Consider the following 26,163-nt stretch of genomic DNA (forward strand, 5'->3'; position numbering starts at 1 on the left):
GAGCTCGGAGGCGCCGATCACCAGCACGGTGGTCACCGGATCCCTGCCCTTCTTCGGGCCTCGGCGAAGACGTCGTCCATCATCGCCGGAGTGAGCTTGCCGGTAAACGTGTTTTGCTGGCTCGGGTGATAACAGCCCAGCAGCGTAAGGCCATCGAACTCCGCCGCAGCAAGGTGCCCGAATGTCGGCGCAGGGACCGTCACGGCCGCCCCACCGCGGCGCAGCATCTGTAGCGCCGCCTTCCACGCGAAGCCACCCAGCGCGATCACGGCCCGCACGTCACCGCGGATCAGACGCCACTCCGCGTCCAGCCACGGTGCGCACGTCGCCCGTTCAGCCGGGGTCGGCGCATTCGCCGGGGGTGCACACCGGACCGCGGCGGCCATGCGGACGTCGTTGAGTGTCAGGCCGTCTGCGGCGTCGACGCACAGCGCCTGGTTGGCCAGGCCGGCGCGGTGCAGCGCTGCGAACAGGAAGTCCCCGGACCGGTCACCGGTGAAGATCCGGCCCGTGCGGTTGGCGCCGTGGGCTGCCGGGGCCAGGCCGACGACCATGATTCGCGGACGCGCGTCCCCCCAGCCGGGTGCGGGTCTGCCCCAGTACGGCTGATCGGCGAACGACCTGCGTTTGACCGCTGCGGTCGCCTCCCGCCACTCGACCAGGCGCGGGCAGGCGCGGCACACCGACACCAGCGCTTCCAGCTCGCCGAGCGACCCCACCTCGGCCGCCAGGGACTCCACCGTCGCCGCCGACGCCGCGACCGCCGTCGCACCGGTGGCCGGATCTCCGGGCCACCCGCTACCCGGAGAGACGGGTGAGGTGAACAGGGCGCCGGTGCGCGGATGAGGCAGCTGCACGGCTCCACTGTGCCCCGCGGACGTTGAATCCGTCGCGGGCCTAGAGACGAACCCGGGGCGGGGTGAACACCTCGGCGAGCCGTCGAACCGCTTCCGTGGCGCCGGCCAGCACGTCGACCTCACCGGTCAGCACCACGTCGGGTGTGACGTCTGAATCGGCACCGTCGCCGACCAACTCCACCCGTCGGTCGCCGATCACGATCGTCGCACCGCCCTGTGGCGTCGCCAGCCGCACTACCACATCAGGACCGGTGCGGTCGTCGCGCACATAGGCGCGCACCGCGCGCGGCCGTCGCCGGTGAGGTCGTACACCTTTCCCGATGCCGGCTTGGGAAGTTCCCGTTTGACCACCAGCCCGTAGCGCCGCGGCCGATCGAGCAACTCGCGCACGATCAGCAGAGTCCACCGGTCACCGACCAGGTCGAGGCTCTTGGCCAGTGCGCAGTGCTGGCCGTAGGAGCGGGGCATGCGTTGAAAATAGGGCGATCGGCGCCGCTCCAAGCGGTTACTCGAGGAATCCCCCGCCCTACCATGGCGACGTGAGCCCCGCCCTGAGCGACCTGGTCGCCGAACTGCCCGACGGTGTCGTCGTCACCGATCCCGACATCGTGGCCTCCTACCGGCAGGACCGAGCGGCCGATCCCAGCGCGGGAACCGCGCTGGCGGTGGTGCGCCCGACCCGCACCGAAGAGGTCCAGGCGACACTGCGGTGGGCGTCGGTGCACAAGGTCGCGGTGGTTACGCGCGGAATGGGCACCGGGCTCTCCGGCGGGGCGACGGCGCTCGACGGCGCGATCGTGCTGTCGACCGAGAAGATGCGCGACATCACCGTCGACCCGGTGACCCGAACGGCGGTGGTCCAGCCCGGCCTGCTCAACGCGGAGGTCAAGAAGGCGGTCGCCGAACAGGGGCTGTGGTATCCCCCGGACCCGTCGTCGTATGAGATTTGCAGCATCGGCGGCAACGTCGCCACCAATGCCGGCGGCCTGTGCTGTGTGAAGTACGGCGTCACCACCGACTACGTGCTCGGGCTGCAGGTCGTGCTGGCCGACGGCACCGCGGTGCGCCTCGGCGGGCCCCGGCTCAAGGACGTGGCAGGGTTGTCGCTGACGAAGCTGTTCGTGGGTAGTGAGGGGACGCTCGGCATCATCACCGAGGCGACGTTGCGCCTGCTGCCGCCGCAGCCGTCACCGTGCACGGTCGTCGCGACGTTCGACTCCGTCGAGGCGGCGGCGGGCGCGGTCGTCACCATCACCGGCAGGATCCGGCCGTCGATGCTGGAGTTCATGGACGCCGTCGCGATCAACGCGGTGGAGGACAAACTGCGGATGGGCCTGGATCGCAATGCCGCCGCAATGATGGTCGCCGCCTCCGACGACCGGGGCGCCGCGGGTGCCGACGACGCCGGGTTCATGGCGAAGGTTTTCGCCGAATTCGGTGCGACGGAGGTGTTCTCGACGTCGGATCCGGACGAGGGGGAGGCCTTCGTGGCGGCCCGGCGATTCGCCATCCCGGCGGTCGAGGCCAAGGGGGCGCTGCTGCTCGAAGACGTCGGCGTGCCCCTGCCCGCGCTGGCGGACCTGGTGGCCGGCGTGGCGAAGATCGCCGCCGACCGTGACGTGCTGATCTCGGTGATCGCCCATGCCGGCGACGGCAACACCCACCCGCTGATCGTGTTCGACCCGGCCGACGCGGCGATGGCCGAGCGTGCCGAGAAGGCGTTCGGCGAGATCATGGACCTGGCTGTCGGGCTGGGCGGCACCATCACCGGTGAACACGGCGTCGGACGGTTGAAGCGACCGTGGCTGGCCGGCCAGATCGGCCCGGAGGCGATGGAACTCAACCGCCGGATCAAGCAGGCGCTCGACCCCGACGCGATCCTCAATCCGGGCGCCGGGTTCTGACCCGCGGTCTCGGGCGGAGGTCACGACGGGCGCACGCGGGTGAACCGGTGCAGTACCCAGGCCAGCGGGATCGTCACCGCCATCGTGCCGACGAACAACCACAGCATCGAACCCGTGTAGATCGGGTAGCGGAGGATTTCAACCATCACCAGTTCCATCACGACCAGGTGGATCAGGAAGATCTCGTAGGAGATCTCGCCCAGGAATACCACCGGCCGACTGGCCATCAGCTTCGCGTACACACCGCGATCACCCAAGGCCAGTGGCGCGACCGTCAGCGTCGCGATCACCGCGTAGAACGTGGTCTTGGCCAGCGCCTCGCGCAGCTCGGCCGGTGAGGTGGTCGGCTCACCGGCGATCGGAGTTGACGCGATGAGATAGCAGACCACGGCCACCGGAATGGCGGCCATCGCGTAGACCCGCACCCCCATCGCCTGCAGCACGGCGAGCAGCATGCCGCCGACGAACCACACCAGGTACGTCGGCAGCCAGAGCCGGGCGCCGTCGGGCAGCCAGTCGACACCGTGGACCAGCCACAACCACAGCGGCGACACCGCGGCGAGCGACCCGAGCCCCGCCAGCAGCACAGCCGGTCGCCACGTGCGGCGGCACAGGAGCACGAGCAGCACACACGCCAGTACAGGCAGCACGACGTAGAACGCCGCCTCCACGGCGAGGCTCCACATCTGGGTGAGGCCCTGGTGCAGGAACGAGTACAGATAGTCGTCGGTGTAGATCTGCGTGAGCGTGAGGTTGCGGAACAACCCCTCCCAGGTGTGCCCGGGGTTCGGACCGGCCGTGCGGAAGTGGTAGACGAGGTAGGCCACCACCACGGTCACCGCGTACGCGGGCATGATGCGGCGCACCCGGTGCCAGGCGTAGCGGCGCACCGAGGGCGGCGCGCCGCCGCGGGCCGCCGCCAGCACCCACGGGCGGAACAGCAGGAAACCCGACAGCACGAAGAAGATCGGCACCCCGATCTCCATGCGGCTGTACACCAGGCCCGCGAAGCCCTGCGGATACTTGCCGGTGGTGTAGGCGGCGTGCGTCAGCACGACCAGCAGCGCGGCGACCGCGCGGAGACCGGTCAGCGACGCGACGCGCTCGTCGGCCGAAACCGACTCCAGTCCGCCCTGAGCCACCGGCTCCTGCACGCCCCGGGGTGCGGTCACTTGCCCTTGTGGCGCGCCCTCGGCCCGCGATCGGGCTCGAGATTGATCAGCACACCCTGGATGCGTGTGCGCTCGAGCTTCTTGAGGGTGTCCTTCGGCAGACTGGCAGGCAGCTCCACCAGCGAGTACTCCGGCTTGATCGAAATGTGCCCGAAGTCGCTGCGGTTCAGTCCGCCCTCATTGGCGATCGCGCCGACGATGGCGCCTGGCATCACCTTGTGCCGCTTACCCACGGCGATGCGATAGGTGGCGAGGTCCGTCCGCGTCCGGTCGCGCGGCTTGCGTGGACCGCTGTCGTCGCGCACGGGACGCTCCCGCCGCTTCTCCGGCGGTGGTTCGGTCATCAGGAAGGCTTCGCCGTTTCGCGACTGCACGGCCAGAGCGGCGGCGATGTCGGCCAGCGGCACGTTGTTGTCGCGTTCGTAGTCCTCGATGAGGCGGCGGAACAGGTCGGTACCGGGCGCGTTGAGCGCCTCGCTGATCGAGTCCCGGAACTTCTCCACCCGTTGGGCGTTGACGTCATCGACCGAGGGCAGCTGGCTCTCGACGAGCTTCTGCCGGGTGACCCGTTCGATCGAGTTGAGCAGGTGCCGCTCGCGCGGGGTGACGAACAGTAATGCAGTGCCCGAGCGGCCGGCACGTCCGGTACGCCCGATGCGGTGCACGTAGGACTCCGGGTCGTGCGGGATGTCGAAGTTCACCACGTGCGAGATCCGCTCGACGTCCAAGCCACGTGCGGCGACGTCGGTGGCGACCAGGATGTCGATCGAGCCGTCCTTGAGCTGCGAAATGGTGCGTTCCCGGACCGCCTGCGGGATGTCGCCGTTGATGGCCGCCGCGGCGAATCCACGCGCCCGCAGCTTCTCGGCCACCTCCTCGGTGGCCTGCTTGGTGCGGACGAACACGATCATCGCGTCGCCCTGCTCGACCTCCAGCAGCCGCGTCAACGCGTCCATCTTGCGCGGGTACGACACCTGGATGTAGCGCTGCGTGATGTTCTCGGCGGTCTGTGTCTTCGACTTGACCGTGACCTCGACTGGATCGTGCAGGTACTTGGCGGTGATCTTCTTGATCGCCGGCGGCATGGTCGCCGAGAACAGCGCGACCTGCTTGTATTCGGGCGTGTCCGACAGGATGCGCTCGACGTCCTCGGCGAAACCCATCTGCAGCATCTCGTCGGCCTCGTCGAGCACCATGTAGTCCAGGTGCGACAGGTCGAGGGTGCCCTTCTCCAGATGGTCGATCACCCGGCCGGGCGTGCCGACCACGACCTGCGCGCCGCGTTTGAGCCCGGCCATCTGCGGGCCGTACGAGGAGCCGCCGTAGACCGGCAGCACGTTGACGTTGAGGTGCGCGCCGTAGCGGCCGAACGCCTCGGCGACCTGCAGCGCGAGCTCCCGCGTCGGGGCGAGGACGAGGGCCTGCGTCACGCGGCTGGTGGTGTCGATCTTCGACAGGATCGGGATCGCGAACGCCGCGGTCTTGCCGGTGCCCGTCTGGGCGAGCCCGACGACGTCGGAGCCGGCAAGCATCGCCGGGATGGTGGCGGCCTGGATTGCCGACGGGGTCTCGTAGCCCACATCGGTGACAGCACGCAACACCTCCGGGTGAATCTGCAGACCAGCGAAGGTGGTTTCGGTGCCGGGGGCGTCCGGCTCAGGCGACGTCATAACGTGGCAAGTCTAGTGCGCCATCGGACCACTTCGGCCCAGCGCGCCTGTTCGAACCTCACATCCGATCCCGGTACGGTGCGCTGTTGTGAAGCGGGTGGTCGTGGTCGCAGTCGCGGCAGCCGCAATGTCTGCCCTCGTCGGCTGCGGCTCCGGCGACTCGACGGTGTCCAAGACCCCGGAGGCGACGGGCCCTTCGCCAGCACCCGCCGCCCCGGCCACGCCGAGCATCGCCCCGACCGTCGGGCCGCCGCCGGCTGCAGCGCCGTCGGATCCGTGCGCGGTGAACCTGGCCGCCCCGGAGATCGCCAAGGCCGTCTCCGAACTGCCGCGCGATCCCCGTAGCGGTCAGCCGTGGAGCCCGGAGCCGGTGGCGGGCAACTACAACCAGTGCGCGCAGCTGTCGGCGGTCATCGTGCGCGCCAACACCAACGCCGAGAACCCGAACACCCGCGCGGTGATGTTCCACCTCGGCAAGTTCATCCCCACCGGGGTGCCCGACACCTACGGGTTCAACGGCCTCGACCCGGCCGGCACCACCGGCGACACCGTCGCCCTGCGCTACGCCGGTGAGGTCGACGCGCTGGCCAGCATCGTGCGGTTCCGCTGGAACGGCAACGGCGTGGAGTTGATCGGCAACACCGGCTAGCTGCCGGATCGCTGCCCTAAAGTGTCTGGCGTGTTCGTCGAATCCGTTGGGGCGCACGACGAGGCCACATCCAGCAGAGTTATCTACAGTGCATCCGATCTCGCCGCGGCCGCCCGCTGTGAGTACGCGCTGCTGCGCTCCTTCGACGCCCGGCTGGGGTGGGGTCCGAAGGCCGCCGCCGATGACGGCCTGCTGGCCCGCACCGCCGACCTCGGCGAGCACCACGAGAAGCGCCACCTCGAGGAGCTGAGGGCCGACGGCGACAACAACGTCACCGTCATCGGCAGGCCGCCCTACACCGTGGCCGGGTTGACCGCCGCCGCCGAGGCCACCACCCGCGCCGTGGCCCGCCGGGCGCCGGTGATCTACCAGGCAGCGATGTTCGACGGCCGGTTCGCCGGCTTCGCCGACTTCTTGGTCCTCGCGGGAGACCGCTACCTGCTGCGCGACACCAAGCTGGCGCGCTCGGTGAAGGTGGCGGCGCTGCTGCAGCTGGCCGCCTACGCCGAGACGCTGACCGCTGTGGGCGTGCCGGTCGCCGACGAGGTGGAACTCGTGCTCGGCGACGGCGCCACTGCCCGCTACGCGCTCGCCGAGCTGCTGCCGGTGTACCGGCTGCGACGGGCCGCGCTGCAGCGGCTGCTCGACGACCATTTGGCCGGCGGCGCGCCGGTGCGCTGGGAGGACGAGGACGTCCGCGCGTGTTTCCGCTGCCCGGAGTGCAGCATTCAGGTGCGGTCGCGAGACGATCCGCTGTTGGTAGCGGGGATGCGGGTAAGTCAGCGGGCCCGGTTCCTCGACGCCGGGGTCACCACCGTCGCCGCACTCGCCGGGCACCGGGGGCCGGTGCCCGAGCTGTCCGCGCGCACCGTCGCCGCGTTGAGCGCGCAGGCCCGACTGCAGATCGCGCCGCGAGTGGACGGCAAACCGCCGTACGAGGTGACCGATCCGCAGCCGCTGATGCTGCTGCCCGAACCCGACAGGGGTGACCTGTTCTTCGACTTCGAGGGTGACCCGCTGTGGACCGACGACGGCCACGAGTGGGGGCTGGAGTATCTGTTCGGCGTGCTGGACACCGCCGACGGATTCCACCCGCTGTGGGCGCACGACCGGCCGCAGGAACGGCGGGCGCTCGAAGACTTCCTCGAGTTCGTGCGCAAGCGGCGCAAACGTCACCCCAACATGCACATCTACCACTACGCCGCCTACGAGAAGACCGCGCTGCTGCGGCTCGCCGGGCGCTACGGCATCGGTGAGGACGCCGTCGACGACCTGTTGCGCAGCGGCGTGCTGGTCGACCTCTACCCCTTGGTGCGCAAGACCTTTCGGGTCGGCACCCAGAACTACAGCCTCAAGTCGCTGGAACCGCTGTACATGGGTGGTCAGCTGCGCACCGGCGACGTCACCACGGCCGCGGCGTCGATCACCGAGTACGCGCGTTACTGCGAGCTGCGCGCCGAGGGCCGTGACGAGGACGCCGCCGTCGTCCTGAAGGACATCGAGGACTACAACCGGTACGACTGCACCTCGACGCGCAGACTGCGCGACTGGCTGGTGTGCCGGGCCGTCGACTGTGAAGTGCCGCCACGCGGGCCGCAGCCCGTCCGCGCCGAGCTCAAGCCCGAGCCCGAACCCGTCGACGCCCTGGACCGCGCGCTGTGCCGCTACGCGGGTGACGAGCTCCAGCGCCGCTCCCCGGAGCAGTCCGCGGTCGCGATGGTCGCCGCCGCCCGCGGCTACCACCGCCGCGAGGACAAACCGTTCTGGTGGTCGCACTTCGACCGGCTCAACAACCCGGTCGACGAATGGGCCGACAGCACCGACGTCTTCCTCGTCGACGCGGACGGCGCGAAGGTCGACACCGACTGGCACACTCCGCCGCGGGCCCGTAAACCGCAGCGCCGCGTGCGGCTGACCGGGGCGATGGCCGCAGGCCGCCTGAGCCGCGAGATGTACGCCCTGTACGAGCCGCCCGCCCCGGCCGGGCTCGGCGACGATCCGGACCGCCGCGCCGCGGGCAGCGCCACCGTCGTCGAATACGACGACGCCGACGCACCCACCGAAGTGGTCATCGTCGAGCGCACTCCCAAAGACGGCGGGGTATTCGATCAGCTGCCGTTCGCGCTGGCGCCCGGGCCGCCGATCCGCACGACCGCGCTGCGCGATTCGATCGAGGCGACGGCCGCCGAGGTGGCCGAGCGCCTGCCGCGGCTGCCCGCCACCGCCGTGACCGACATCCTGTTGCGCCGCCCGCCGCGCACCCGCAGCGGCGCACCGCTGCCCACCGGTCCGGACACACCCGGGACGATCACCGCCGCGTTGCTCGACCTCGACTCGTCGTATCTGGCGGTGCACGGCCCGCCCGGCACCGGCAAGACGTTCACCGCGGCGGCGGTCATCGCCACGCTGGTCAACACGCATCGTTGGCGCATCGGGGTGGTGGCGCAGTCACACGCGGTGGTGGAGAACCTGTTGCGCGGGGTCATCGCGGCGGGGGTGGCCTCGGCGCGGGTGGCCAAGAAGCGAGGGCACGGCGACGACGCGTGCTGGACAGTGCTCGACGAGGCGGAGTTCCCGGCGTTCTGCGCCGACAACGACGGGTGCGTCGTCGGCGGCACCGCATGGGATTTCGCGAACGGGAACCGGATCCCGCGCGGCTGCCTCGACCTGCTCGTCATCGAAGAGGCGGGCCAGTTCTGCCTGGCCAACACGATCGCCGTCGCGCCGGCCGCCGCGAACCTCCTGCTGCTCGGCGACCCTCAGCAGCTTCCGCAGGTCAGTGCGGGCACGCATCCTGAACCGGTCGACTCCTCGGCGCTCGGCTGGCTCGTCGACGGTGCGCACACGCTGCCCGCCGAACGCGGCTACTTCCTCGACGTGTCGTACCGGATGCACCCGCAGGTATGCGCGGCGGTGTCCCGGCTGTCCTACGACGGACGCCTGCAGTCGTTCGACGCGGTCACCGCGGCGCGCACCCTCGAGGGCTGGTCACCCGGTGTGCATGAGGTCGCCGTCCCACACGACGGCAACGCGACCGAGAGCCCGGAGGAGGCCGACGCGATCGTCGCGCGAATTCGCCCGCTGCTGAATGCGCTGTGGACCGACGAGAACGGCACCCGACCGCTCACCGAAGACGACGTGATGGTCGTGACGCCCTACAACGCCCAGGTCGTGCTGCTGCGGCAGCGCCTCGGCGCCGCCGGGCTGGCCGGTGTGCGGGTAGGCACCGTCGACAAATTCCAGGGCCAGCAGGCGCCGGTGGTGTTCGTCTCGATGGTCGCCTCGTCCATCGACGACGTCCCGCGCGGGATCTCGTTCCTGCTCAATCGTAATCGCCTCAACGTGGCGATCAGCCGGGCCAAGTACGCGGCGGTGATCGTGCGGTCCGAAGCGCTCACCGAGTACCTGCCGTCGACGCCGAAGGGTCTGGTCGAACTCGGCGCGTTCCTGTCGTTGACTACCGTAGCGGGTCAATCCCCGCGCGAATGGCGCCCGCGCGGCGGCTCGGTCGTCGCGCTCAGCCACTGGCGGTGACCGTCGCCGTCGTCGCGGTAACGGCGGCGTCTGCTGTTCCCCGGCTCGACCGTGTTCCCCGGCTCGACCGCGGGCCGCGGCGCGACGTCAGGGAGCAGTTCGTCGAGAACCCGACGCCACGGATCGTCGCCGGGGACCGGGTCGGGTTTCATGGGCGTGCGCCGACTATGGGAGACGAGCGGCTGCGTGACGCTCTCGTCGGCGCCGACATTCGGATGCGGCGTGATCGGTTCGGTGAGTTGCAGATCGTCCCAGCTGACCGCGTACTCGAGGTAGTCGTCGTCGTCGAAGCCGTCGTCCACTGGCTCGGTCCGAGTCGCCGGGGCAGCGGGACCGGGCCCAGGAGCTACGCGGAAGTCCCGTAGGAAGATCGCCGCGGCGACACCGATCAGCGCCACGAACGCCGACAGCAGCAGCGACTGCGACATCGCCGCGGCAAACGGCGCGTGAAGGAACTGCGGCAGCGCGGAGACCGTGCCCTCCCCTCGCGGCGATGCGTCCGCCGCCGATGGCATCTCCGCGCTGATCCGCGACGTCATGAACGCCGCCATACTCGCGCTGCCCAGCACCGACCCCACCTGACGGGTCGCGTTGTAGACGCCCGACCCGGCGCCGGCGAGGGCCGCCGGCAGGTTCCGCGTCGCGGTGGCCGCCAGCGGTGACCAGATGAACGCCATCCCGATGCCCATGACACCGAACGGCAGCACCAACCGCCAAATCGGCGTTTCCGGCGCCATCTCGATCGACAGCCACGTCAGCGCGATGGCCAGCGCCGAAAACCCGAACCCGATGATCGGCCGCGGGTGGGCGCGGTCGACGAAGCGCCCAACCACGGGCGCCAGCACTCCGGTGGCGATCGCCATCGGCGCGGTCAGCAGCGCCGATTCCGTCGGCGTCAGCCCACAGACTGCCTGGGCGAAGAACATCGTCGGCACGATCATGCCCGTCACCACGAAGCCGATGACCGCGACGCCGAAGCTGGACAGAGAGAAGTGGCGGTCACCGAAGATCCGCAGCGGGATCAGCGGTTCGTGCGGGTTGACCGACTGCCAGTAGACGAAGCCGGCCATCACCGCGATTCCGGCCACGATGAGCGCCCAGATCCAGGGCTGCCAACCCTGGGACTGGCCCTCCTGTAGCCCGAAGACGATCGCGAACATCCCGACGCCCGACAGCAGCACCCCGAGCAGATCGAACCGGTGCGCGGTGGTCGGCAGCGCAGGCACCCGCCACCACGCCAGCGCCAGACCGACCAGCCCGACCGGAACGTTGACGAAGAAAATCCACTGCCAGCCGAGGTGGTCCACCAGCACCCCACCCGCCAGAGGTCCCACCAACGTCGCCACCCCGGCCGTCGCCCCCCACACGCTCATCGCCACACCGCGGCGCTCGGGCGGAAAGATCCGGGTGATCGTCGAGAGGGTCTGCGGCGTCAACAATGCCGCGCCGATGCCCTGGACGACCCGCGCGGCGATCAGCGTGTCGACGGACCCGGCCAGCCCGCACCACAGCGAGGCCGCGGTGAAGACGGCCAGGCCGAGCAGGTAGACGTTCTTGGGTCCGAACCGGTCGCCCAGCCGGCCCGCAACCAACAGCGGAACGGCATATGCCAACAGATACGCGCTGGTCACCCACATCACGGCGTCGTAGTCGGCACCCAGCTCCTCCATGAGCAGCGGGTTGGCGACCGCCACGATGGTGGCGTCAACCAGGATCATGAAGAAGCCGACCATCATGGCCCACAGCGCATGCCACGGGCTACCCGGCCGGATTTCAGACGTGGAGAGCATTTCGGGTCGACTCGCCTATCGAAGGTTGTGGCCGAGAAGGCCCGACCGCCACGAGCGCGACCAGCGCCACGACCGTGCCGACCACCATGACCAGGGCGAGCGCGAACTCGTCGTTGCCGAGCACCCCGACCAGCGGTGCGACCGCCGCGCCCAGACCGAACTGGCCGGCACCGAGCAGGGCCGCTGCGGTGCCCGCCGCCTCGTTGTGGCGCGACAGCGCCACCGCAGGCGCGTTGGGCAGCACCAACCCCATCGCGGCGAGGATGACCCACACCGACATCAGGAAGCCGGCCAGACCACCGACATGGGCGACCGCCAGCCCGACGAAGACCAAACCGGCCAGCGACGCCGCCGCCAGCGCCCACACCATGATCTGCTGCGGTGTGAACCGGCGCAGCAGCACCACGTTGAACTGCGTGGTGGCGATCAGGGCCACCGCGCCGGCACCGAACACGAGCGCGAACGTCTGCTGGTCCAGCCCGTAGTCGCCCTGCAGCACGAACGCCGCGCCGGCGATGTAGGCGAACAGTCCCGACATGCCCAACGCCGCCACCAGGACGAGCACCACGAAACGCAGGTCGCGCAGCAGTGAGGCGTAGGTCGCAGCGATGCCGCGCACCTTCAACGGACGGCGGTGCGCCGTCGGCAGCGTCTCCGGCAGCACCGTGGCCGCGGCGAGAAGCAGCCCGCCGGCGAGCACGACGAGCGCGGCGAACACCCACTGCCACGACGCGTGCAGCAGCACCGCCGCGCCCAGCGACGGCGCCAGGACCGGCGCGACACCGAGGACGAGCATCAGCCGCGACATCACCGTCGCCGCGGCCGCTCCGGAAAACCGGTCACCGACGACGGCGATCGCCACCACGGTTCCGGCGGCGGCGCCCATGCCCTGCAGCCCGCGGGCGACACCCAACACGGCGATGTCAGGCGCCAGCATGCACAGCACCGACGCCAGCATGTGCAGCACGATTCCGGCCATCAACGGGCGGCGCCGCCCCAACGAATCCGACAGCGGACCGACCACCAGCTGGCCCAGCGCCAACCCTGCCAGGGTGCCGGTGAGCGTCAGCTGCGCGACCGACGACGACACGCTCAGTTCGTCGGCGATGCTCGGCAGGGCGGGCAGATAAATGTCGATCGTGAGCGGACCGAGCGCGACGAGGGCGCCGAGCACCACGATCATCTGCGCCCGCCCCGGCGCCCCACGGACCGGCGTGCTGAGGGCAGAGGTGTCGTCCACGTGCGTGGATGTTGCCATGGATAGGGTCAGCGAGTCGCGTCGAGACTTTTTCCGTCCGCCACCCAACAGTGACTGCAGTCACTGCCCGGCACCACACGACGTGGTCGTTCGTTGACATCGCGTTAGCCTGAGAAGTTCAGGCGCCACGGCAAGGGAGGCCTCGCAATGAGCGCTCGATCGGACCGCAAGAAACAGCTGGCGTTCGCCGGCGAGGACACCGACGACAAGCCGGGCGCGACCGCCAGGGTGCTGTCGCAGATCATCGAACGCAGCGCCCGCGTCCAGGCGCCCGCGGTGAAGGCGTATGTGGACCGTGTCCGCTCCGGGGACCGCACCGCCTCACCGGCCGAGGTCATCAGCAAGCTCGAGAAGCACTACATGCGCGCGGTGATGGGCAGTGGCGCCGCGGTCGGCTCCACGGCGGCCTTCCCCGGCATCGGCACGCTCGCCGCCATGTCCGCGGTGGCCGGCGAGACCGTGGTCTTCCTGGAGGCGACATCGCTGTTCGTACTCGCCGTCGCGGAGGTGCACGGCATCCCGGCCGACGAGCGAGAGCGGCGCCGGGCGCTGGTGCTTTCGGTGCTCGTCGGGGAGGACAGCAAGCGGGCGGTCGCCGACCTGCTCGGCCGGGGCCGCACCAGCGGCGCGTGGATAAGCGAAGGCGCGGCCGTGCTGCCGCTGCCGGCGGTGTCTCAACTCAACTCACGCCTGTTGAGGTACTTCGTCAAGCGCTACACGCTCAAACGCGGTGCGCTGGCGTTCGGCAAGGTGCTGCCGGTCGGCATCGGCGCCGTCGTCGGCGGAGTCGGCAACCGGATGATGGGCAAGAAGATCATCGAGAACGCCCGATCGGCGTTCGGTCCGCCGCCGTCGCGCTGGCCGGTGACACTGCACGTGCTGCCATCGGTGCAGCCGAATCCATGACCACTACGACCAGAACCCCTCCAAGGCGGCATTGCGATGGTCCCGTGATGGTCGGAGCGCTAGCCTTTAGGCGGCGCCAAAGCGGGTAAACCGCAGAACAGAACATGAGCGGCGAGCAGCCTTGCCATGCTCGCCTGAGACGACGGAATCGAGGCGAGTAGCTGCCGTGAGCAGTTCACCTTCACCATTCGGCCAGAACGAATGGTTGGTCGAGGAAATGTATCGCAAGTTCCGCGAGGATCCCTCGTCGGTAGACCCCAGTTGGCACGAGTTCCTCGTCGACTACAACCCGGAACCGACCACCGACTCCGCGGCGAGCGCCAACGGGCAGCAGACGCGCAACGCCACCGCCACCGCCGCGCCCAAGGCCCCGCCGGAGCCAGCGCCGGCGCCGGCGCCGAAGACACAAGACACCAAGACGCAGGGTTCCAAGCCGCAGCGTTCCAAGACGCAGGGTTCCAAGCCGCAGGGTTCCAAGCCGCAGGGTTTCAAGCCGGCCGAACCGAACTCGACCAAGCCGGCGGATGCCAAGTCGTCCGAGAAGTCCGCCAAGTCGAGCGCGTCGTCGGGCAACGGCACCGCCAAACCGGAGTCGCAGTCCTCCGACGACAGCGACCAGAACCAGGTGCTGCGCGGTGCCGCCGCGGCCGTCGTCAAGAACATGTCGGCGTCTCTGGACGTGCCGACCGCGACCAGCGTGCGCGCCATCCCGGCCAAACTGATGATCGACAACCGCGTCGTTATCAACAACCACCTCAAGCGCACGCGCGGCGGCAAGATCAGCTTCACGCACCTGATCGGCTACGCGATCGTGACGGCGGTCAAGAAGTTCCCGAATATGAACCGTCACTTCGCCGAGGTCGACGGTAAGCCGAACGCGGTTACCCCCGCGCACACGAATTTGGGCCTCGCGATCGACCTGCAGGGCAAGGACGGTAACCGGCAGCTGGTCGTCGCGGCCATCAAGAAGGCCGACACCATGCGCTTCGGCCAGTTCATCGCCGCCTACGAGGACATCGTGCGGCGCGCCCGCGACGGCAAGCTCACCGCCGAGGATTTCTCCGGTGTGACGATCTCGCTGACCAACCCCGGCACCATCGGCACCGTGCACTCGGTGCCGCGCCTGATGCGCGGCCAGGGCGCGATCATCGGTGTCGGCGCTATGGAGTATCCGGCGGAGTTCCAAGGCGCCAGCGAGGAGCGCATCGCCGACCTCGGGATCGGCAAGCTCATCACGCTCACGTCCACCTACGACCATCGCATCATCCAGGGCGCCGAATCCGGTGACTTCCTGCGGACCGTGCACCAGCTGCTGCTGTCCGACGAGTTCTTCGACGAGATCTTCCGGGAACTGGGGATCCCCTACGAGCCGGTGCGCTGGCGCATCGACAACCCCGATTCGATCGAGGACAAGAACGCCCGCGTCATCGAGCTGATCGCGGCGTACCGAAACCGCGGCCACCTGATGGCCGACATCGACCCGCTGCGGTTGGACAACAACCGCTTCCGCAGTCACCCCGACCTCGACGTGCTCACCCATGGGCTGACGCTGTGGGATCTCGACCGCGAGTTCAAGGTCAACGGGTTCGCCGGTGCCGAACGCAAGAAGCTGCGCGACGTGCTCGCCGTGCTGCGCGACGCCTACTGCCGCCACATCGGCGTCGAGTACACCCACATCCTCGAACCCGAACAGCAGCAGTGGCTCCAGGAGCGTATCGAGGGCAAACACGAGAAACCCACCGTCGCGCAGCAAAAGTACATCTTGAGCCGACTCAACGCGGCGGAGGCCTTCGAGACCTTCCTGCAGACCAAGTACGTCGGGCAGAAGCGATTCTCACTGGAAGGCGCGGAAACCGTCATCCCGACCATGGATGCGGTGATCGACCAGTGCGCCGATCACGCGCTCGACGAGGTCGTCGTCGGTATGCCGCACCGCGGTCGGCTCAACGTGCTGGCCAACATCGTCGGCAAGCCCTACAGCCAGATCTTCAGCGAATTCGAGGGCAACCTCAACCCCTCGCAGGCGCACGGTTCCGGGGACGTGAAGTACCACCTCGGTTCCAGCGGCACGTACCTGCAGATGTTCGGCGACAACGACATCACGGTCTCGCTGACCGCCAACCCGAGCCACCTCGAGGCCGTCGACCCGGTGATGGAAGGCCTGGTACGCGCCAAACAGGATCTGCTCGACAAGGGCGATGGCGAGGACGGATACACCGTCGTGCCGCTGATGCTGCATGGCGACGCCGCGTTCGCCGGGCAGGGCGTGGTCGCCGAGACGCTGAACCTGGCGCTGCTGCGGGGCTACCGCACCGGCGGCACCATCCACCTCATCGTCAACAACCAGATCGGATTCACCACGTCGCCCGCGGCCGCGAAATCGTCGGAGTACTGCACCGACGTGGCGAAGATGATCGGCGCGCCGATCTTCCACGTCAACGGCGACGACCCGGAGGCCGCGGTCTGGGTGGCCAGGCTGGCCGTCGACTTCCGGCAGAAGTTCAAGAAGGACGTCGTCATCGACCTGCTGTGCTACCGCCGCCGCGGGCACAACGAAGGTGACGACCCGTCGATGACCCAGCCCTCGATGTATGACGTGATCGACACCAAGCGTGGCGTCCGCAAGAGCTACACCGAATCGCTGATCGGCCGCGGCGACATCTCGATGAAGGAGGCCGAGGACGCGCTGCGCGACTACCAGGGCCAACTCGAACAGGTCTTCAACGAGGTCCGCGAACTCGAGAAGCACGAAATCGAGCCCAGCGAATCGGTGGAAGCCGACCAGCAGATTCCGGCCAAGCTCGCCACCGCGGTGGACAAGTCGCTGCTGGCCCGCATCGGCGACGCCCACCTGGCGGTGCCGGAGGGCTTCACCGTGCACCCGCGCGTCAAGCCGGTGCTCGAGAGGCGCCGCGAGATGGCCTATGAGGGCAAGGTCGACTGGGCGTTCGCCGAACTGCTGGCCCTTGGCACGATGATCGCCGAGGGCAAACTGGTCCGGCTGTCCGGCCAGGACACCCGCCGTGGCACGTTCACGCAGCGCCACTCGGTGGTGATCGACCGCAAGACCGGCAGGGAGTTCACGCCGCTGCAGCTGCTGGCGACGGACTCCGACGGCAACCCGACGGGCGGCAAGTTCCTGGTGTACGACTCGCCGCTGTCGGAATTCGCCGCGGTCGGCTTCGAGTACGGCTACTCGGTCGGCAACCCCGACGCGATGGTGTTGTGGGAGGCGCAGTTCGGCGACTTCATCAACGGGGCGCAGTCGATCATCGACGAGTTCATCAGCTCTGGCGAGGCGAAGTGGGGTCAGCTCTCCGACGTCGTACTGCTGCTGCCCCACGGCCACGAGGGTCAGGGGCCCGACCACACCTCGGGCCGCATCGAGCGGTTCCTGCAGTTGTGGGCGGAGGGCTCGATGACGATCGCGATGCCCTCGACGCCGGCGAACTACTTCCACCTGCTGCGCCGGCACAGTCTGGACGGGATTCGGCGACCGCTGATCGTGTTCACGCCGAAGTCGATGCTGCGCAACAAGGCGGCGGTGAGCGACATCCGTGATTTCACCGAGCAGAAGTTCCGTTCGGTGCTCGAGGAGCCCATGTACACCGACGGCGACGGCGACCGCAACACGGTCAAACGGGTGCTGTTAACCAGCGGCAAGATCTACTACGAGCTGGTGGCGCGTAAGAACAGGGAAGACCGCGACGACGTCGCGATCGTGCGGGTCGAGCAGCTCGCCCCACTGCCCAGGCGGCGGCTGGCTGAGACGCTGGAGAAGTACCCGAACGTCGCGGAGAAGTTCTGGGTGCAGGAGGAGCCGGCGAACCAGGGTGCGTGGCCCACGTTCGGGCTGACGCTGCCCGAGATGCTGCCGGACTACTTCGCCGGCATCAAGCGGATCTCGCGGCGCGCAATGTCGGCGCCGTCATCCGGGTCCTCGAAGGTGCACGCCGTCGAGCAGCAGGAGATCCTCGACGAGGCGTTCGCCCCGTAGCGGTCCCGTCGCCGAGATGGACGTTCTGGCGCGAATCACCTGCACTTTGGCGCCCGAACGTTCGTTTCGGCGTGGCCCCCGCGCGCCCGGGTCACTGACCGTTACCCCGCTGCACCGGTACCGCGAGTATCGACTAGCCTCGACGCGAGTCAATCGACACGAGGAGTGAATATGCAGGGCTTCGCCGGAAAGGTCGCCGTCGTCACCGGCGCCGGGTCGGGAATCGGGCAGGCGCTGGCGATCGAGTTGGCCCGCTCCGGGGCCAGCGTCGCGATCAGCGACGTCAACCTCGAGGGCCTGGCCGTCACCGAGGAGCGCATCAAGGAGAGCGGGACTGGCGCACCGGTGAAGGTGAACCGTCTCGACGTCACCGAGCGTGAGGCGTTCCTGCTCTACGCCGACGAGGTCAAGCAGCACTTCGGCAAGGTCAACCAGATCTACAACAACGCCGGCATCGCCTTCATGGGGGACATCGAGGTCAGCCAGTTCAAGGACATCGAACGGGTGATGGACGTCGACTTCTGGGGTGTGGTCAATGGCACCAAGGCGTTCCTGCCGCACCTGATCGCCTCCGGCGACGGGCACGTCATCAATGTCTCCAGCGTGTTCGGCCTGTTCTCGGTGCCGAGTCAGGGCGCCTACAACGCCGCCAAGTTTGCGGTGCGCGGGTTCACCGAGGCGCTCAACCAGGAGATGGCCGTGGCGGGGCACCCGGTGAAGGTGACCACCGTGCACCCCGGCGGCATCAAGACCGCGATCGCGCGCAATGCCACCGCCGTGGAAGGCCTCGACGCCGATGAACTTGCCACGTTCTTCGACAAGAGACTCGCCAACACCACACCGGAGAAAGCCGCCCAGGTCATCCTCGACGGTGTTCGCAAGAACAAGGCGCGGGTGCTCATCGGCACCGACGCCAAGGCGCTCGACGTGATTATCCGGATCCTCGGGCCGCGCTACCAACGGCTGTTCCCCTCGGTGACCTCGAGGTTCATGCCCGGGCCCCACTGACTCAGTCCCGCAGCGGGTGCTCGGCGAGCCATTCGTCGGCGACGACGGCTGGATCCGCTCCTTCTCGGACGCGGGCGCGCATTTCGGCCAGGGCCGCGGTGTCCAGCACACCGGCGACCTCGTTGAGCGCGAGGACCTGTGATTCAGCGAGGCCGTTGCGGCGGTACAACGGGACCACGTTCTCCGCGCGGACCAGCGAGGTGCCGTCGGTGAGCACCACCAGATCCGACGGGATGTCCGGCATCGCGGTCGTCGTCCATGCGGCGTCGACCCCACCGGCTTTCACCGCCGCGAACAGCCCTGCGGCGTCCCGGAATTCGCGTGGGACGGGCAGTCGGCAGGTACCGACCGTCGCCGGGGTGCGCGCCCCGCGGACCTGGCCCAGCCGGAGGTCGCCGCACCGGCGCGCCACCGCCGAGAGGTCCTGGCCACCCAGTTCGGCGACGGTGGACACGGTGACGGCGAGGGCCGGCTTGTCCTCGGCCGCGGTGGTGTAGTCACCGGCGGCGACGCCTTCGGGCAGCGCCGACACCATGTCCCGGTACACCTGTTCGTCGGCGCGCGCGGTCGCATCGGGCTGGAAGCGGTCCAACAGGCGCCCGGTGAGTCCCGGAACCACCGCCACGTCACCGGCGTCGAGAGCGGTGAGCGGATCAGCGGTCGGCTCCACCCGGGTGCCGGTGCCGTAGTGGCGTAGGGCGGCAGCGTACAGGTGTGCGGTGATCACCGACGCTTCGTCCTCGGCGGATCCTATCGTCAGCGACGGCCCGGTCTGCGGACCACCGCACGCGGTCAGCAGCATCGTGCACAGGGTGAACAGCAGACGGCGCACGGTGTCGCTTGGCTCAGCCAGCTGTCGACGCCGCATCGACCGCTGCGGCCACCGCCGAGGCCAGGTCGGCGCCGAACGTCTTGAACAGCGCGCTGTTGGCTTCGGTCCGGGGTCTTCCGGGATCGCACGGCCGACCTGGGCGACACCCGGTGTGGAGGCCACCGAGGGTGCGCGCCGGGTCCGCGTCCTCGATGACAACCTGCGAAGTACTCACCATTTCGACCACAAGGGAACAGTATCGGACCCTAATGTTCACACGGCCCCTCGTTCTCGGCAGGGACGGGGTCCGCAGGGCGGCCGCGTACCATCTGTGCAGGTCCGAACGGGGCCGCTGGCCGTCGAGGGAAGGTTCCTATGCCGTCGTTTCGCGCGCTGCCACCGTCGTTGCTGCGTCAAGGCGGCCGGCAGCACCAATCGACCGAACCGGACGCCAGCAGTATCCACGTCCCGGTCGCCCGCGCGACGGTGGACTGTGCCGTCTACGCCGGCGGCACGCGGTTGCCGGGCAAGTACGCGCACAGCGCCGCCCTGGAAAAGGTCCGTGAACTCGAGCATGAGGGCCGACCGGCCTTTGTATGGATCGGCCTCCACGAACCCGACGAACATCAGATGCAGGCCGTCGCGGATGTGTTCGACCTGCATGAACTGGCCGTCGAGGATGCCGTCCACGCCCACCAGCGTCCCAAACTGGAACGCTACGACGACACGTTGTTCCTGGTGCTCAAGACCATCACCTACGTCGAGCACGGGGAGGGGCCCAAGGCCCACGAGATCGTCGAAACCGGAGAGATCATGGTCTTCGTCGGCGCGGACTTCGTGGTCACGGTGCGCCACGGTGTGCACGGTGGGCTCGCCGGCGTGCGCAGACAGATCGACACCAGTCCCGCGCGCTGCACACTCGGGCCGCACGCGGTGATGCACGCGATCGCCGACCACGTCGTGGACACCTACCTCGAGGTCACCGACCTGGTGGCAAACGATATCGACGCCCTGGAGGAAAACGTCTTCTCCCCCAGCAGCGCTACCGACATCGAGCGAATCTATCTGGCGAAGCGGGAGGTCGTCGAGATGCGCCGGGCGATCAGCCCGCTCAATCTGGCGCTGCAGCGCATCGGCAGCGACCACAACGACCTGATCTCCAAAGAGGTCCGGCGCTACTTCCGCGACGTCCTCGACCACAATACGCAGGCCGCCGACCGCATCGCCAGCTACGACGACGTGCTCAGCTCACTGGTGCAGGCTGCGGTCGGCAAGGTGTCGATGCAGCAGAACATCGATATGCGCAAGATCTCGGCGTATGTGGCCATCGCAGCGGTGCCGACCGCGATGGCGGGGATCTACGGGATGAACTTCGACCACATGCCCGAACTGGACTGGATCTACGGCTATCCGGCGGTCCTGCTGTTCATGGCGTCGACCTGCTTGCTGCTCTACTTCACCTTCCGGCGCAACCACTGGCTCTGAGCTAAGGCGGGCTGGCCGCCCTGCGGGCCGGATCCAGCACGTCGACTCCGTCGGCCGTCCACGCCTCCCGCATCGCGTCGGCACCCCTGAGTCGCACCCACGCGGCCTCCGTCGGGGTGATCGGGGTGGCCGAGAAGACCGTCACCGCGGGCAGCGGACCGGGTAGCGGGACGTCGTCGATATCGCTGCTGCCCAACAGGAAAGCAGTGAACGGGGAGAGATCCCACAGCGGTGTCTCGAGGTCGATCAACGCGTCGGCCTCCAGTACGAGGCCCTCGACCGCGGGTGCGGCGGCCAGTACCGCCACCGAGCGGACCAGCCCCTTGGGTGTCGGACCGCGAAGGGCCAGAACCACTTCCGCGCGGGGCCCGTGTATCGCATCGGTCACCAACTCAGTTGGGTCGAACATCGGATGGCGCGAACAACCCAGCGACACGTAGTGCGCCACCCCGTCGTCGCCGGGCCCGAACCGCAGCACCTCGATGCGTTCGGTGCCCAGGAAGGTGACGCTGGCGGCAGCGGGTTCGGTGGTGATGCCGACCCCTCGGAAGTGCTCGCCCAGGTGAGCGCGCACCGCGGTCAGGACATCGGTCACTCGGCGGGCTTGGCCGGTTCCGCGACCCGCGGCGGCTCCGCGGACCGCTTGTCGGGAATCGTCAGGTTCTCCCCCGAATCGCCGTCGAAGATCACCAGCTTCGACGTGTCGAGCGCGAGTTGGATGGTGCCGCCCTGACGGACCTGCGACTCGGTGGACACCCGCGCCACGAACTCGTTCTCGCCCTGTCCGGACTCGACGGCGAGCTGCTCCAATTGCGCGGACTGGGCGCCGGCGCCCTCGATGCGGAAGTGCACGTACTTCTCGGCGCCCAGCGACTCCACCATGTCGGCGATGACCTCGAAACTCAGCGCACGGATCCGGGCGTAACCGTCGAGCACCGACGCGTCCTCGAGGTGTTCGGGGCGGACCCCCACGATGATGTTCTTCGTCTTGCCGCGCCGGTTGATCAGGTCGTGCGCCTCCCGGGTCAACGTGACCTCGCCGAACGGCAGCCGCACCCCCACGTCGGTCAGCGACCCCGGGAAGAAGTTCATCGCGGGTGAGCCGATGAAGCCGGCGACGAAGAGGTTCGCCGGTGCGTTGTAGAGCTCCTCGGGCGAGCCGATCTGCTGCACGACGCCGGAGAGCATCACCACGACGCGGTCGCCGAGTGTCATCGCCTCGATCTGGTCGTGGGTGACGTAGACAGTGGTGGTGCCCAACCGGTTCTGCAGCCGGGAGATCTCCGTACGCATCTGTACGCGCAGTTTCGCGTCGAGGTTGCTCAGCGGCTCGTCCATCAGGAACGCCTTGGGGTTGCGCACGATCGCGCGTCCCATCGCCACCCGCTGGCGCTGACCGCCGGAGAGCTGACTGGGTTTGCGGTCCAGCAGTTCGGTGAGGTCGAGGATCTTCGCGGTCTCCTCCACCTTGGCGTTGATCTGTTCTTTCTTCACCTTCGCCAGCGTGAGCGGGAAGGCGATGTTCTGCCGCACAGACATGTGGGGATACAGGGCGTAGGACTGGAACACCATCGCGATGTCGCGGTCCTTGGGCGCCTTCTCGTTGACCCGTTCACCGCCGATGCGCAGCTCACCGGAAGAGATGTCCTCGAGCCCGGCGATCATGTTCAGCGTCGTCGACTTGCCGCAACCGGACGGCCCGACCAGGATGACGAACTCACCGTCGGCGATCGTGATCGACAGGTCCTTCACCGCCGTCGCGCCGTTCGGATAACTCTTGGTCACCTTGTCCAAGACGATTTCGGCCATCGCGCTATCCCTTCACCGCACCGGACGTCAACCCGGCGACGATCCGTCGCTGGAAGATGAGAACAAACACGATGATCGGGATTGTGATGACCATCGCGCCCGCCGCGATCGACCCGGTCGGTTCCTCGAACTGTGAACTTCCCGTGAAGTTCGCGATCGCCACCGGCGCCGTGATCGCCCGCTGCGTCGCCGTCAGGGACAGCGCCAGCAGCAGGTCGTTCCACGCGAAGATGAAGACGAGGATGGCGGCGGTGACGATGCCGGGCGCAGCCAGCGGGGCGATCACCTTCCGGAACGCCTGCGCCGGTGTCGCACCGTCCATTTTCGCGGCCTTCTCCAGGTCCCACGGGATCTCCCGGAAGAACGCCGACAGCGTGTAGATCGCCAGCGGCAGCGCGAAGGTGATGTACGGGATGATCAGGCCGGGCCAGGTGTCGAACAGTCCGAGCGAGCGCTCGATGTTGAACAGCGGCGTGACCAGAGAGATCTGCGGGAACATCGCGATCAGCAGTGCGACGCCGACCAGTAACTTCTTACCGGGGAACGTCAGGCGTGCCACCGCATAGGCGGCCATGCCGCCGAACACCACCGCGATCACCGTGGTGACCAGGCCGATGCCGATCGAGTTGACCAGGGCCGAACTGAAGGCGTCCCCGTTGAAGATGCCCTTGTAATTGGCGAACGTGATCTCCGTCGGGATCAGCTTGCCGTCCTTGACACTCGAGGTCGGCTTCAGCGACAGGCTCAGGATCCACAGCACCGGGACCAACGCATAGAGCACGACGAGGACGTTGACGACGGCCCATCCGGTCCCCCGCCCGGCGGTCACCCGCTGGTTCATCGGGTTCCTCCGCTCTTCGCGCAAGCGCTCATCGGTGTTTTCCGCTCTTCGCGCAAGCGCTCATCGGCCGTCCTCCTGTGACCCGGGGGCCGACGCGCCGAACAACTTGATGTAGACGAACGCGATGATCGCCACGCACAGGAAGATCAGCACGCTGATCGCCGAACCCAGCCCGAGGCTGAACGCCTTGAACAGGTTGTCGTAGCCGAGGATCGACACCGACCCGGTGTTGTTGGCGCCCTGGGTCAGCACGTAGATGTTGTCGAAGACCCGGAACGCGTCGAGCGTACGAAACAGCAGCGCCACCAGGATCGCCGGTTTGATCAGCGGCAGAATGATTTTGACCAGCCGCTTCCACGCGCCCGCACCGTCCATCTGCGCGGCGTTGAGTAGCTCCTGCGGCACCAGCGCCAGACCGGCGAGCAGCAGCAGCGCCATGAACGGCGTCGTCTTCCACACCTCGGCGAGCACGACGATCGCCAGCGACGGCAGCTGTTCGGTCAGCGGCGCGCTGCCCTCGGGGAGCAGGTTGGCCAGGTATCCGGTGCCGGGCGTCCAGGCGTAGTACCAGCTGTAGGAGGCGGCGACGGTGACGATGCCGTACGGGATCAGGATTGCGGTGCGGACGACGCCCTTGCCGAAGATGGTCCGGTGCATCACCAGAGCGAGCGTCATCCCGAGCACGAACTCGATGGCCACCGAGACGATCGTGATGCCGAGGGTGACCGCCAGCGCACTCCACCAGTAGCCGTCGGTGAGCACCGTGACGTAGTTCTGCAGACCGACGAACTCGGTGTCGTCGGGGGTGGCGAGGTTGTAGCGCTGCAGGCTCAGCCACACCGAGTAGACGATCGGGTACCCAGTGACGGCCAGCATGAGAATGACCGCCGGGGAGATCAGCAGGAAGGCCAGCCGCCGCTCGGATCGGGCGTCGTCGCTGCCACCGCTCGTTGCCGTCGGCGCTGCGGTGGCCGGTGCGGCGTCAACAGTGGCCGTCACGGAATCAGCCCCTTGCCGTCGATCGCTTTCTGGACCTGCTCGGCCAGTTCATCTGCGGTGCGCTCCGGGTCGATCTGGTCGATCGGCGCCAGCGTCACCGAGATCCGCGTCGAGACGGCCTGATACTGCGGGGTCGCCGGACGCACCGCGGCGTCGATCAGCTGCCTGCGGATGATGTCGTACTGCGGATACCGGGCCTGGAACGCCGGATCGTCGTAGAGCGACGCCCGCACCGCGGGCAGACCACCCTCGACGGAGGTGGTCCGCTGGTTTTCGGGGCTGCGCAGACACCGCATCACCTCGAAGGCCGCCGCCTTGTGCTGGGACGTCTTGGCGACGGCCAGGTTCAGCCCGCCGAGCGTGACTTTCGCGGGCGTGCCCGGGTTCACCTCCGGGAATGGCGCGAACCCGAACACCTGGCGGCTGGCGTCGTAGGCGGTCCGGAACTGCTCGTCGCTCGGCGAGAACGTGCCCGCCTCGTTGATTGCGCTGGTCAGGTCGGGACGCTCGTCGAGCGGGAGGAATCCGACGCCACCCTTGACCGCGTTCTCCAGCATCGAAGGCAGCACGAACGGCCAGTTCACCTCGAGCGCGGCGTTGCCCTGCTCGAGCGCCAGGCGCGCGGTGCTCTCGTCGGTCTGGGTGATCGACGGATCAGCGCCCGGCGCGGTGGCCACCGCCTTGATGGTCTGTAACGCCTTGACGGTCGCGGCGCGGTGCTCGGGCGTGTCGGTCAGCGTGACCTTGGTGCCGTCGTCGGAGAGCACCTGTCCGCCTGCGCTTTCCAGCAGCGTGTTGAACCACACCACGAGGCCCTCGTACTGCTTGCCCTGCACGGCGATCCAGCTCGGCTGGCCGGCCTCGTAGAGCCGGGCCGCCTCGGCCACCATGGCATCCCAGGTGCCGGGCGGCTCGGGGATCAGGTCGGCGCGGTACCAGAGCACCTGGGTGTTGGTGGTGATAGGGGACGCGTAGAGCTTGTCCTGCCAGGTGGCGGTCTCCAGCGGACCGGGCAGCGTATCGGTGGTCGCGTCCGGCTCGGCCAACCCCGCTGGATCCTCCGACAGCGGGACGATCCAGCCGGCCTCGGCGAACTCCGCGGTCCACACGACGTCCATGGCCATCAGGTCGAGGGTCTTGTCGTTGCCGGTCAACCGCCGTGCGAGCTGGAGCCGCTGTTCGTCGGCGCTCTTGGGCAGGCTGACCTGCCGCACGGTGAACCCGTTGTCGAGCTCTTCGGTACACCGCTCGGCCAGTTCGGTGAAGGTGGCGAGTTCATTAGCCGAGGTGTACAGGTTGACGACGTTTCCGTCGCCGCCGGATCCGCACGCCGAAACCGTCGACGCGGTCGCCAGCGCGGCGACTGCTGCAGCACCTAGCCGCCGAGCGCGCACCACCAGCCTCCCGTCTGTTCCCCTCCAGCCGCTGGAGAGCGGCGCCGCCGGGGAACTTCCCGCGGGCAAACCGTAGAGG

Annotated in this window: 20 protein-coding genes; 7 read left to right on the forward strand and 13 right to left on the reverse strand. The window is 68.4% G+C overall.

Going from position 1 to position 26,163, the window contains the following annotated elements:
• Positions 1–32: 32 nt before the first annotated feature.
• Genes G6N07_RS13740 through G6N07_RS20430 form a run of 3 tightly spaced genes read right to left on the reverse strand, consistent with a single transcriptional unit; the run spans position 33 to position 1,325 of the window.
• The gene (locus G6N07_RS13740) at positions 33–857 is read right to left on the reverse strand and encodes a uracil-DNA glycosylase (protein ID WP_085189197.1); all 825 of its coding nucleotides are present in this window, start codon (positions 855–857) and stop codon (positions 33–35) included.
• A gap of 40 nt (positions 858–897) precedes the next feature.
• Positions 898–1,056 carry a hypothetical protein gene (locus G6N07_RS20425; RefSeq protein ID WP_244949066.1) on the reverse strand — a complete coding sequence of 53 codons (159 nt, stop codon included), beginning with the start codon at positions 1,054–1,056 and terminating at the stop codon, positions 898–900.
• 35 nt (positions 1,057–1,091) lie between these two features.
• Positions 1,092–1,325 carry a winged helix-turn-helix transcriptional regulator gene (locus tag G6N07_RS20430; protein ID WP_235849634.1) on the reverse strand — a complete coding sequence of 78 codons (234 nt, stop codon included), beginning with the start codon at positions 1,323–1,325 and terminating at the stop codon, positions 1,092–1,094.
• A gap of 71 nt (positions 1,326–1,396) precedes the next feature.
• Between G6N07_RS20430 and G6N07_RS13750 the strand changes: the two genes are divergently transcribed.
• The gene (locus tag G6N07_RS13750; protein ID WP_085189198.1) at positions 1,397–2,761 is read left to right on the forward strand and encodes an FAD-binding oxidoreductase; all 1,365 of its coding nucleotides are present in this window, start codon (positions 1,397–1,399) and stop codon (positions 2,759–2,761) included.
• A gap of 20 nt (positions 2,762–2,781) precedes the next feature.
• Here G6N07_RS13750 and G6N07_RS13755 read toward each other — a convergent pair whose 3' ends face one another.
• A complete protein-coding gene (locus tag G6N07_RS13755) occupies positions 2,782–3,933 on the reverse strand; it encodes an acyltransferase family protein (RefSeq protein WP_085189200.1) in 1,152 nt (383 codons plus the stop codon).
• Positions 3,930–5,603 carry a DEAD/DEAH box helicase gene (locus G6N07_RS13760; protein WP_085189202.1) on the reverse strand — a complete coding sequence of 558 codons (1,674 nt, stop codon included), beginning with the start codon at positions 5,601–5,603 and terminating at the stop codon, positions 3,930–3,932. The genes G6N07_RS13755 and G6N07_RS13760 overlap by 4 nt, the downstream gene beginning before the upstream one ends.
• Positions 5,604–5,730: 127 nt before the next feature.
• Between G6N07_RS13760 and G6N07_RS13765 the strand changes: the two genes are divergently transcribed.
• Positions 5,731–6,252 carry an LppP/LprE family lipoprotein gene (locus G6N07_RS13765; protein WP_085189321.1) on the forward strand — a complete coding sequence of 174 codons (522 nt, stop codon included), beginning with the start codon at positions 5,731–5,733 and terminating at the stop codon, positions 6,250–6,252.
• Between the two features lie 30 nt (positions 6,253–6,282).
• Positions 6,283–9,786: a TM0106 family RecB-like putative nuclease gene (locus G6N07_RS13770; RefSeq protein ID WP_085189204.1), complete on the forward strand. Its 3,504-nt coding sequence runs from the start codon at positions 6,283–6,285 to the stop codon at positions 9,784–9,786.
• Here G6N07_RS13770 and G6N07_RS13775 read toward each other — a convergent pair.
• Together G6N07_RS13775 and G6N07_RS13780 are read right to left on the reverse strand one after the other, a co-directional pair.
• Positions 9,723–11,576 (reverse strand): MFS transporter, encoded by a 1,854-nt coding sequence (locus G6N07_RS13775; RefSeq protein ID WP_085189206.1) that lies wholly within the window; start codon positions 11,574–11,576, stop codon positions 9,723–9,725. The genes G6N07_RS13770 and G6N07_RS13775 overlap by 64 nt on opposite strands.
• Complete coding sequence (locus tag G6N07_RS13780; protein WP_085189208.1) at positions 11,560–12,834, reverse strand: multidrug effflux MFS transporter; 1,275 nt, start codon at positions 12,832–12,834, stop codon at positions 11,560–11,562. Before G6N07_RS13780 ends, G6N07_RS13775 begins: the two co-directional genes overlap by 17 nt.
• A gap of 147 nt (positions 12,835–12,981) precedes the next feature.
• Here G6N07_RS13780 and G6N07_RS13785 point away from each other — a divergent pair, with 147 nt between their 5' ends.
• The 3 genes from G6N07_RS13785 to G6N07_RS13795 all read left to right on the forward strand — a co-directional run bounded on the left by G6N07_RS13785 (position 12,982) and on the right by G6N07_RS13795 (position 18,745).
• The gene (locus tag G6N07_RS13785; RefSeq protein WP_085189210.1) at positions 12,982–13,740 is read left to right on the forward strand and encodes a hypothetical protein; all 759 of its coding nucleotides are present in this window, start codon (positions 12,982–12,984) and stop codon (positions 13,738–13,740) included.
• 166 nt (positions 13,741–13,906) lie between these two features.
• The gene (locus G6N07_RS13790) at positions 13,907–17,737 is read left to right on the forward strand and encodes a multifunctional oxoglutarate decarboxylase/oxoglutarate dehydrogenase thiamine pyrophosphate-binding subunit/dihydrolipoyllysine-residue succinyltransferase subunit (protein ID WP_085189212.1); all 3,831 of its coding nucleotides are present in this window, start codon (positions 13,907–13,909) and stop codon (positions 17,735–17,737) included.
• Positions 17,738–17,908: 171 nt separating this feature from the next.
• Positions 17,909–18,745 carry an SDR family NAD(P)-dependent oxidoreductase gene (locus G6N07_RS13795; RefSeq protein ID WP_085189214.1) on the forward strand — a complete coding sequence of 279 codons (837 nt, stop codon included), beginning with the start codon at positions 17,909–17,911 and terminating at the stop codon, positions 18,743–18,745.
• Between the two features lies 1 nt (position 18,746).
• Here G6N07_RS13795 and G6N07_RS13800 read toward each other — a convergent pair whose 3' ends face one another.
• Positions 18,747–19,547, reverse strand: coding sequence for a glycine betaine ABC transporter substrate-binding protein (locus tag G6N07_RS13800; protein WP_179959990.1), 801 nt, complete (start codon positions 19,545–19,547; stop codon positions 18,747–18,749).
• 384 nt (positions 19,548–19,931) lie between these two features.
• Between G6N07_RS13800 and corA the strand changes: the two genes are divergently transcribed.
• Positions 19,932–21,041 (forward strand): magnesium/cobalt transporter CorA, encoded by a 1,110-nt coding sequence (gene corA / locus G6N07_RS13810; protein ID WP_085189219.1) that lies wholly within the window; start codon positions 19,932–19,934, stop codon positions 21,039–21,041.
• A gap of 1 nt (position 21,042) precedes the next feature.
• Here corA and G6N07_RS13815 read toward each other — a convergent pair whose 3' ends face one another.
• The 5 genes from G6N07_RS13815 to G6N07_RS13835 form a co-directional block, all read right to left on the reverse strand.
• Positions 21,043–21,636: a suppressor of fused domain protein gene (locus G6N07_RS13815; RefSeq protein WP_085189221.1), complete on the reverse strand. Its 594-nt coding sequence runs from the start codon at positions 21,634–21,636 to the stop codon at positions 21,043–21,045.
• Complete coding sequence (locus tag G6N07_RS13820) at positions 21,633–22,850, reverse strand: ABC transporter ATP-binding protein (protein ID WP_085189223.1); 1,218 nt, start codon at positions 22,848–22,850, stop codon at positions 21,633–21,635. Before G6N07_RS13820 ends, G6N07_RS13815 begins: the two co-directional genes overlap by 4 nt.
• A 4-nt stretch (positions 22,851–22,854) precedes the next feature.
• The gene (locus tag G6N07_RS13825) at positions 22,855–23,679 is read right to left on the reverse strand and encodes a carbohydrate ABC transporter permease (protein ID WP_179960039.1); all 825 of its coding nucleotides are present in this window, start codon (positions 23,677–23,679) and stop codon (positions 22,855–22,857) included.
• 72 nt (positions 23,680–23,751) lie between these two features.
• Entirely contained in the window at positions 23,752–24,690 is a 939-nt protein-coding gene (locus G6N07_RS13830; RefSeq protein ID WP_085189227.1) for a carbohydrate ABC transporter permease, read from the reverse strand.
• Positions 24,687–26,084 (reverse strand): ABC transporter substrate-binding protein, encoded by a 1,398-nt coding sequence (locus G6N07_RS13835; RefSeq protein ID WP_085189323.1) that lies wholly within the window; start codon positions 26,082–26,084, stop codon positions 24,687–24,689. The genes G6N07_RS13830 and G6N07_RS13835 overlap by 4 nt, the downstream gene beginning before the upstream one ends.
• Positions 26,085–26,163: the final 79 nt, after the last annotated feature.

The sequence above is a fragment of the Mycolicibacterium doricum genome (genome assembly GCF_010728155.1).
Lineage (GTDB): Bacteria > Actinomycetota > Actinomycetes > Mycobacteriales > Mycobacteriaceae > Mycobacterium > Mycobacterium doricum.

Excerpts from the sequence above, each read along its gene's own strand:
- G6N07_RS20430 (WP_235849634.1), bottom strand. The coding sequence starts at position 1,325 with ATGCCCCGCTCCTACGGCCAGCACTGCGCACTGGCCAAGAGCCTCGAC.
- G6N07_RS13760 (WP_085189202.1), bottom strand. The coding sequence starts at position 5,603 with ATGACGTCGCCTGAGCCGGACGCCCCCGGCACCGAAACCACCTTCGCT.
- G6N07_RS13765 (WP_085189321.1), top strand. The coding sequence starts at position 5,731 with ATGTCTGCCCTCGTCGGCTGCGGCTCCGGCGACTCGACGGTGTCCAAG.
- G6N07_RS13775 (WP_085189206.1), bottom strand. The coding sequence starts at position 11,576 with ATGCTCTCCACGTCTGAAATCCGGCCGGGTAGCCCGTGGCATGCGCTG.
- G6N07_RS13780 (WP_085189208.1), bottom strand. The coding sequence starts at position 12,834 with ATGGCAACATCCACGCACGTGGACGACACCTCTGCCCTCAGCACGCCG.
- G6N07_RS13785 (WP_085189210.1), top strand. The coding sequence starts at position 12,982 with ATGAGCGCTCGATCGGACCGCAAGAAACAGCTGGCGTTCGCCGGCGAG.
- G6N07_RS13795 (WP_085189214.1), top strand. The coding sequence starts at position 17,909 with ATGCAGGGCTTCGCCGGAAAGGTCGCCGTCGTCACCGGCGCCGGGTCG.
- G6N07_RS13800 (WP_179959990.1), bottom strand. The coding sequence starts at position 19,547 with ATGCTGCTGACCGCGTGCGGTGGTCCGCAGACCGGGCCGTCGCTGACG.
- corA (WP_085189219.1), top strand. The coding sequence starts at position 19,932 with ATGCCGTCGTTTCGCGCGCTGCCACCGTCGTTGCTGCGTCAAGGCGGC.
- G6N07_RS13820 (WP_085189223.1), bottom strand. The coding sequence starts at position 22,850 with ATGGCCGAAATCGTCTTGGACAAGGTGACCAAGAGTTATCCGAACGGC.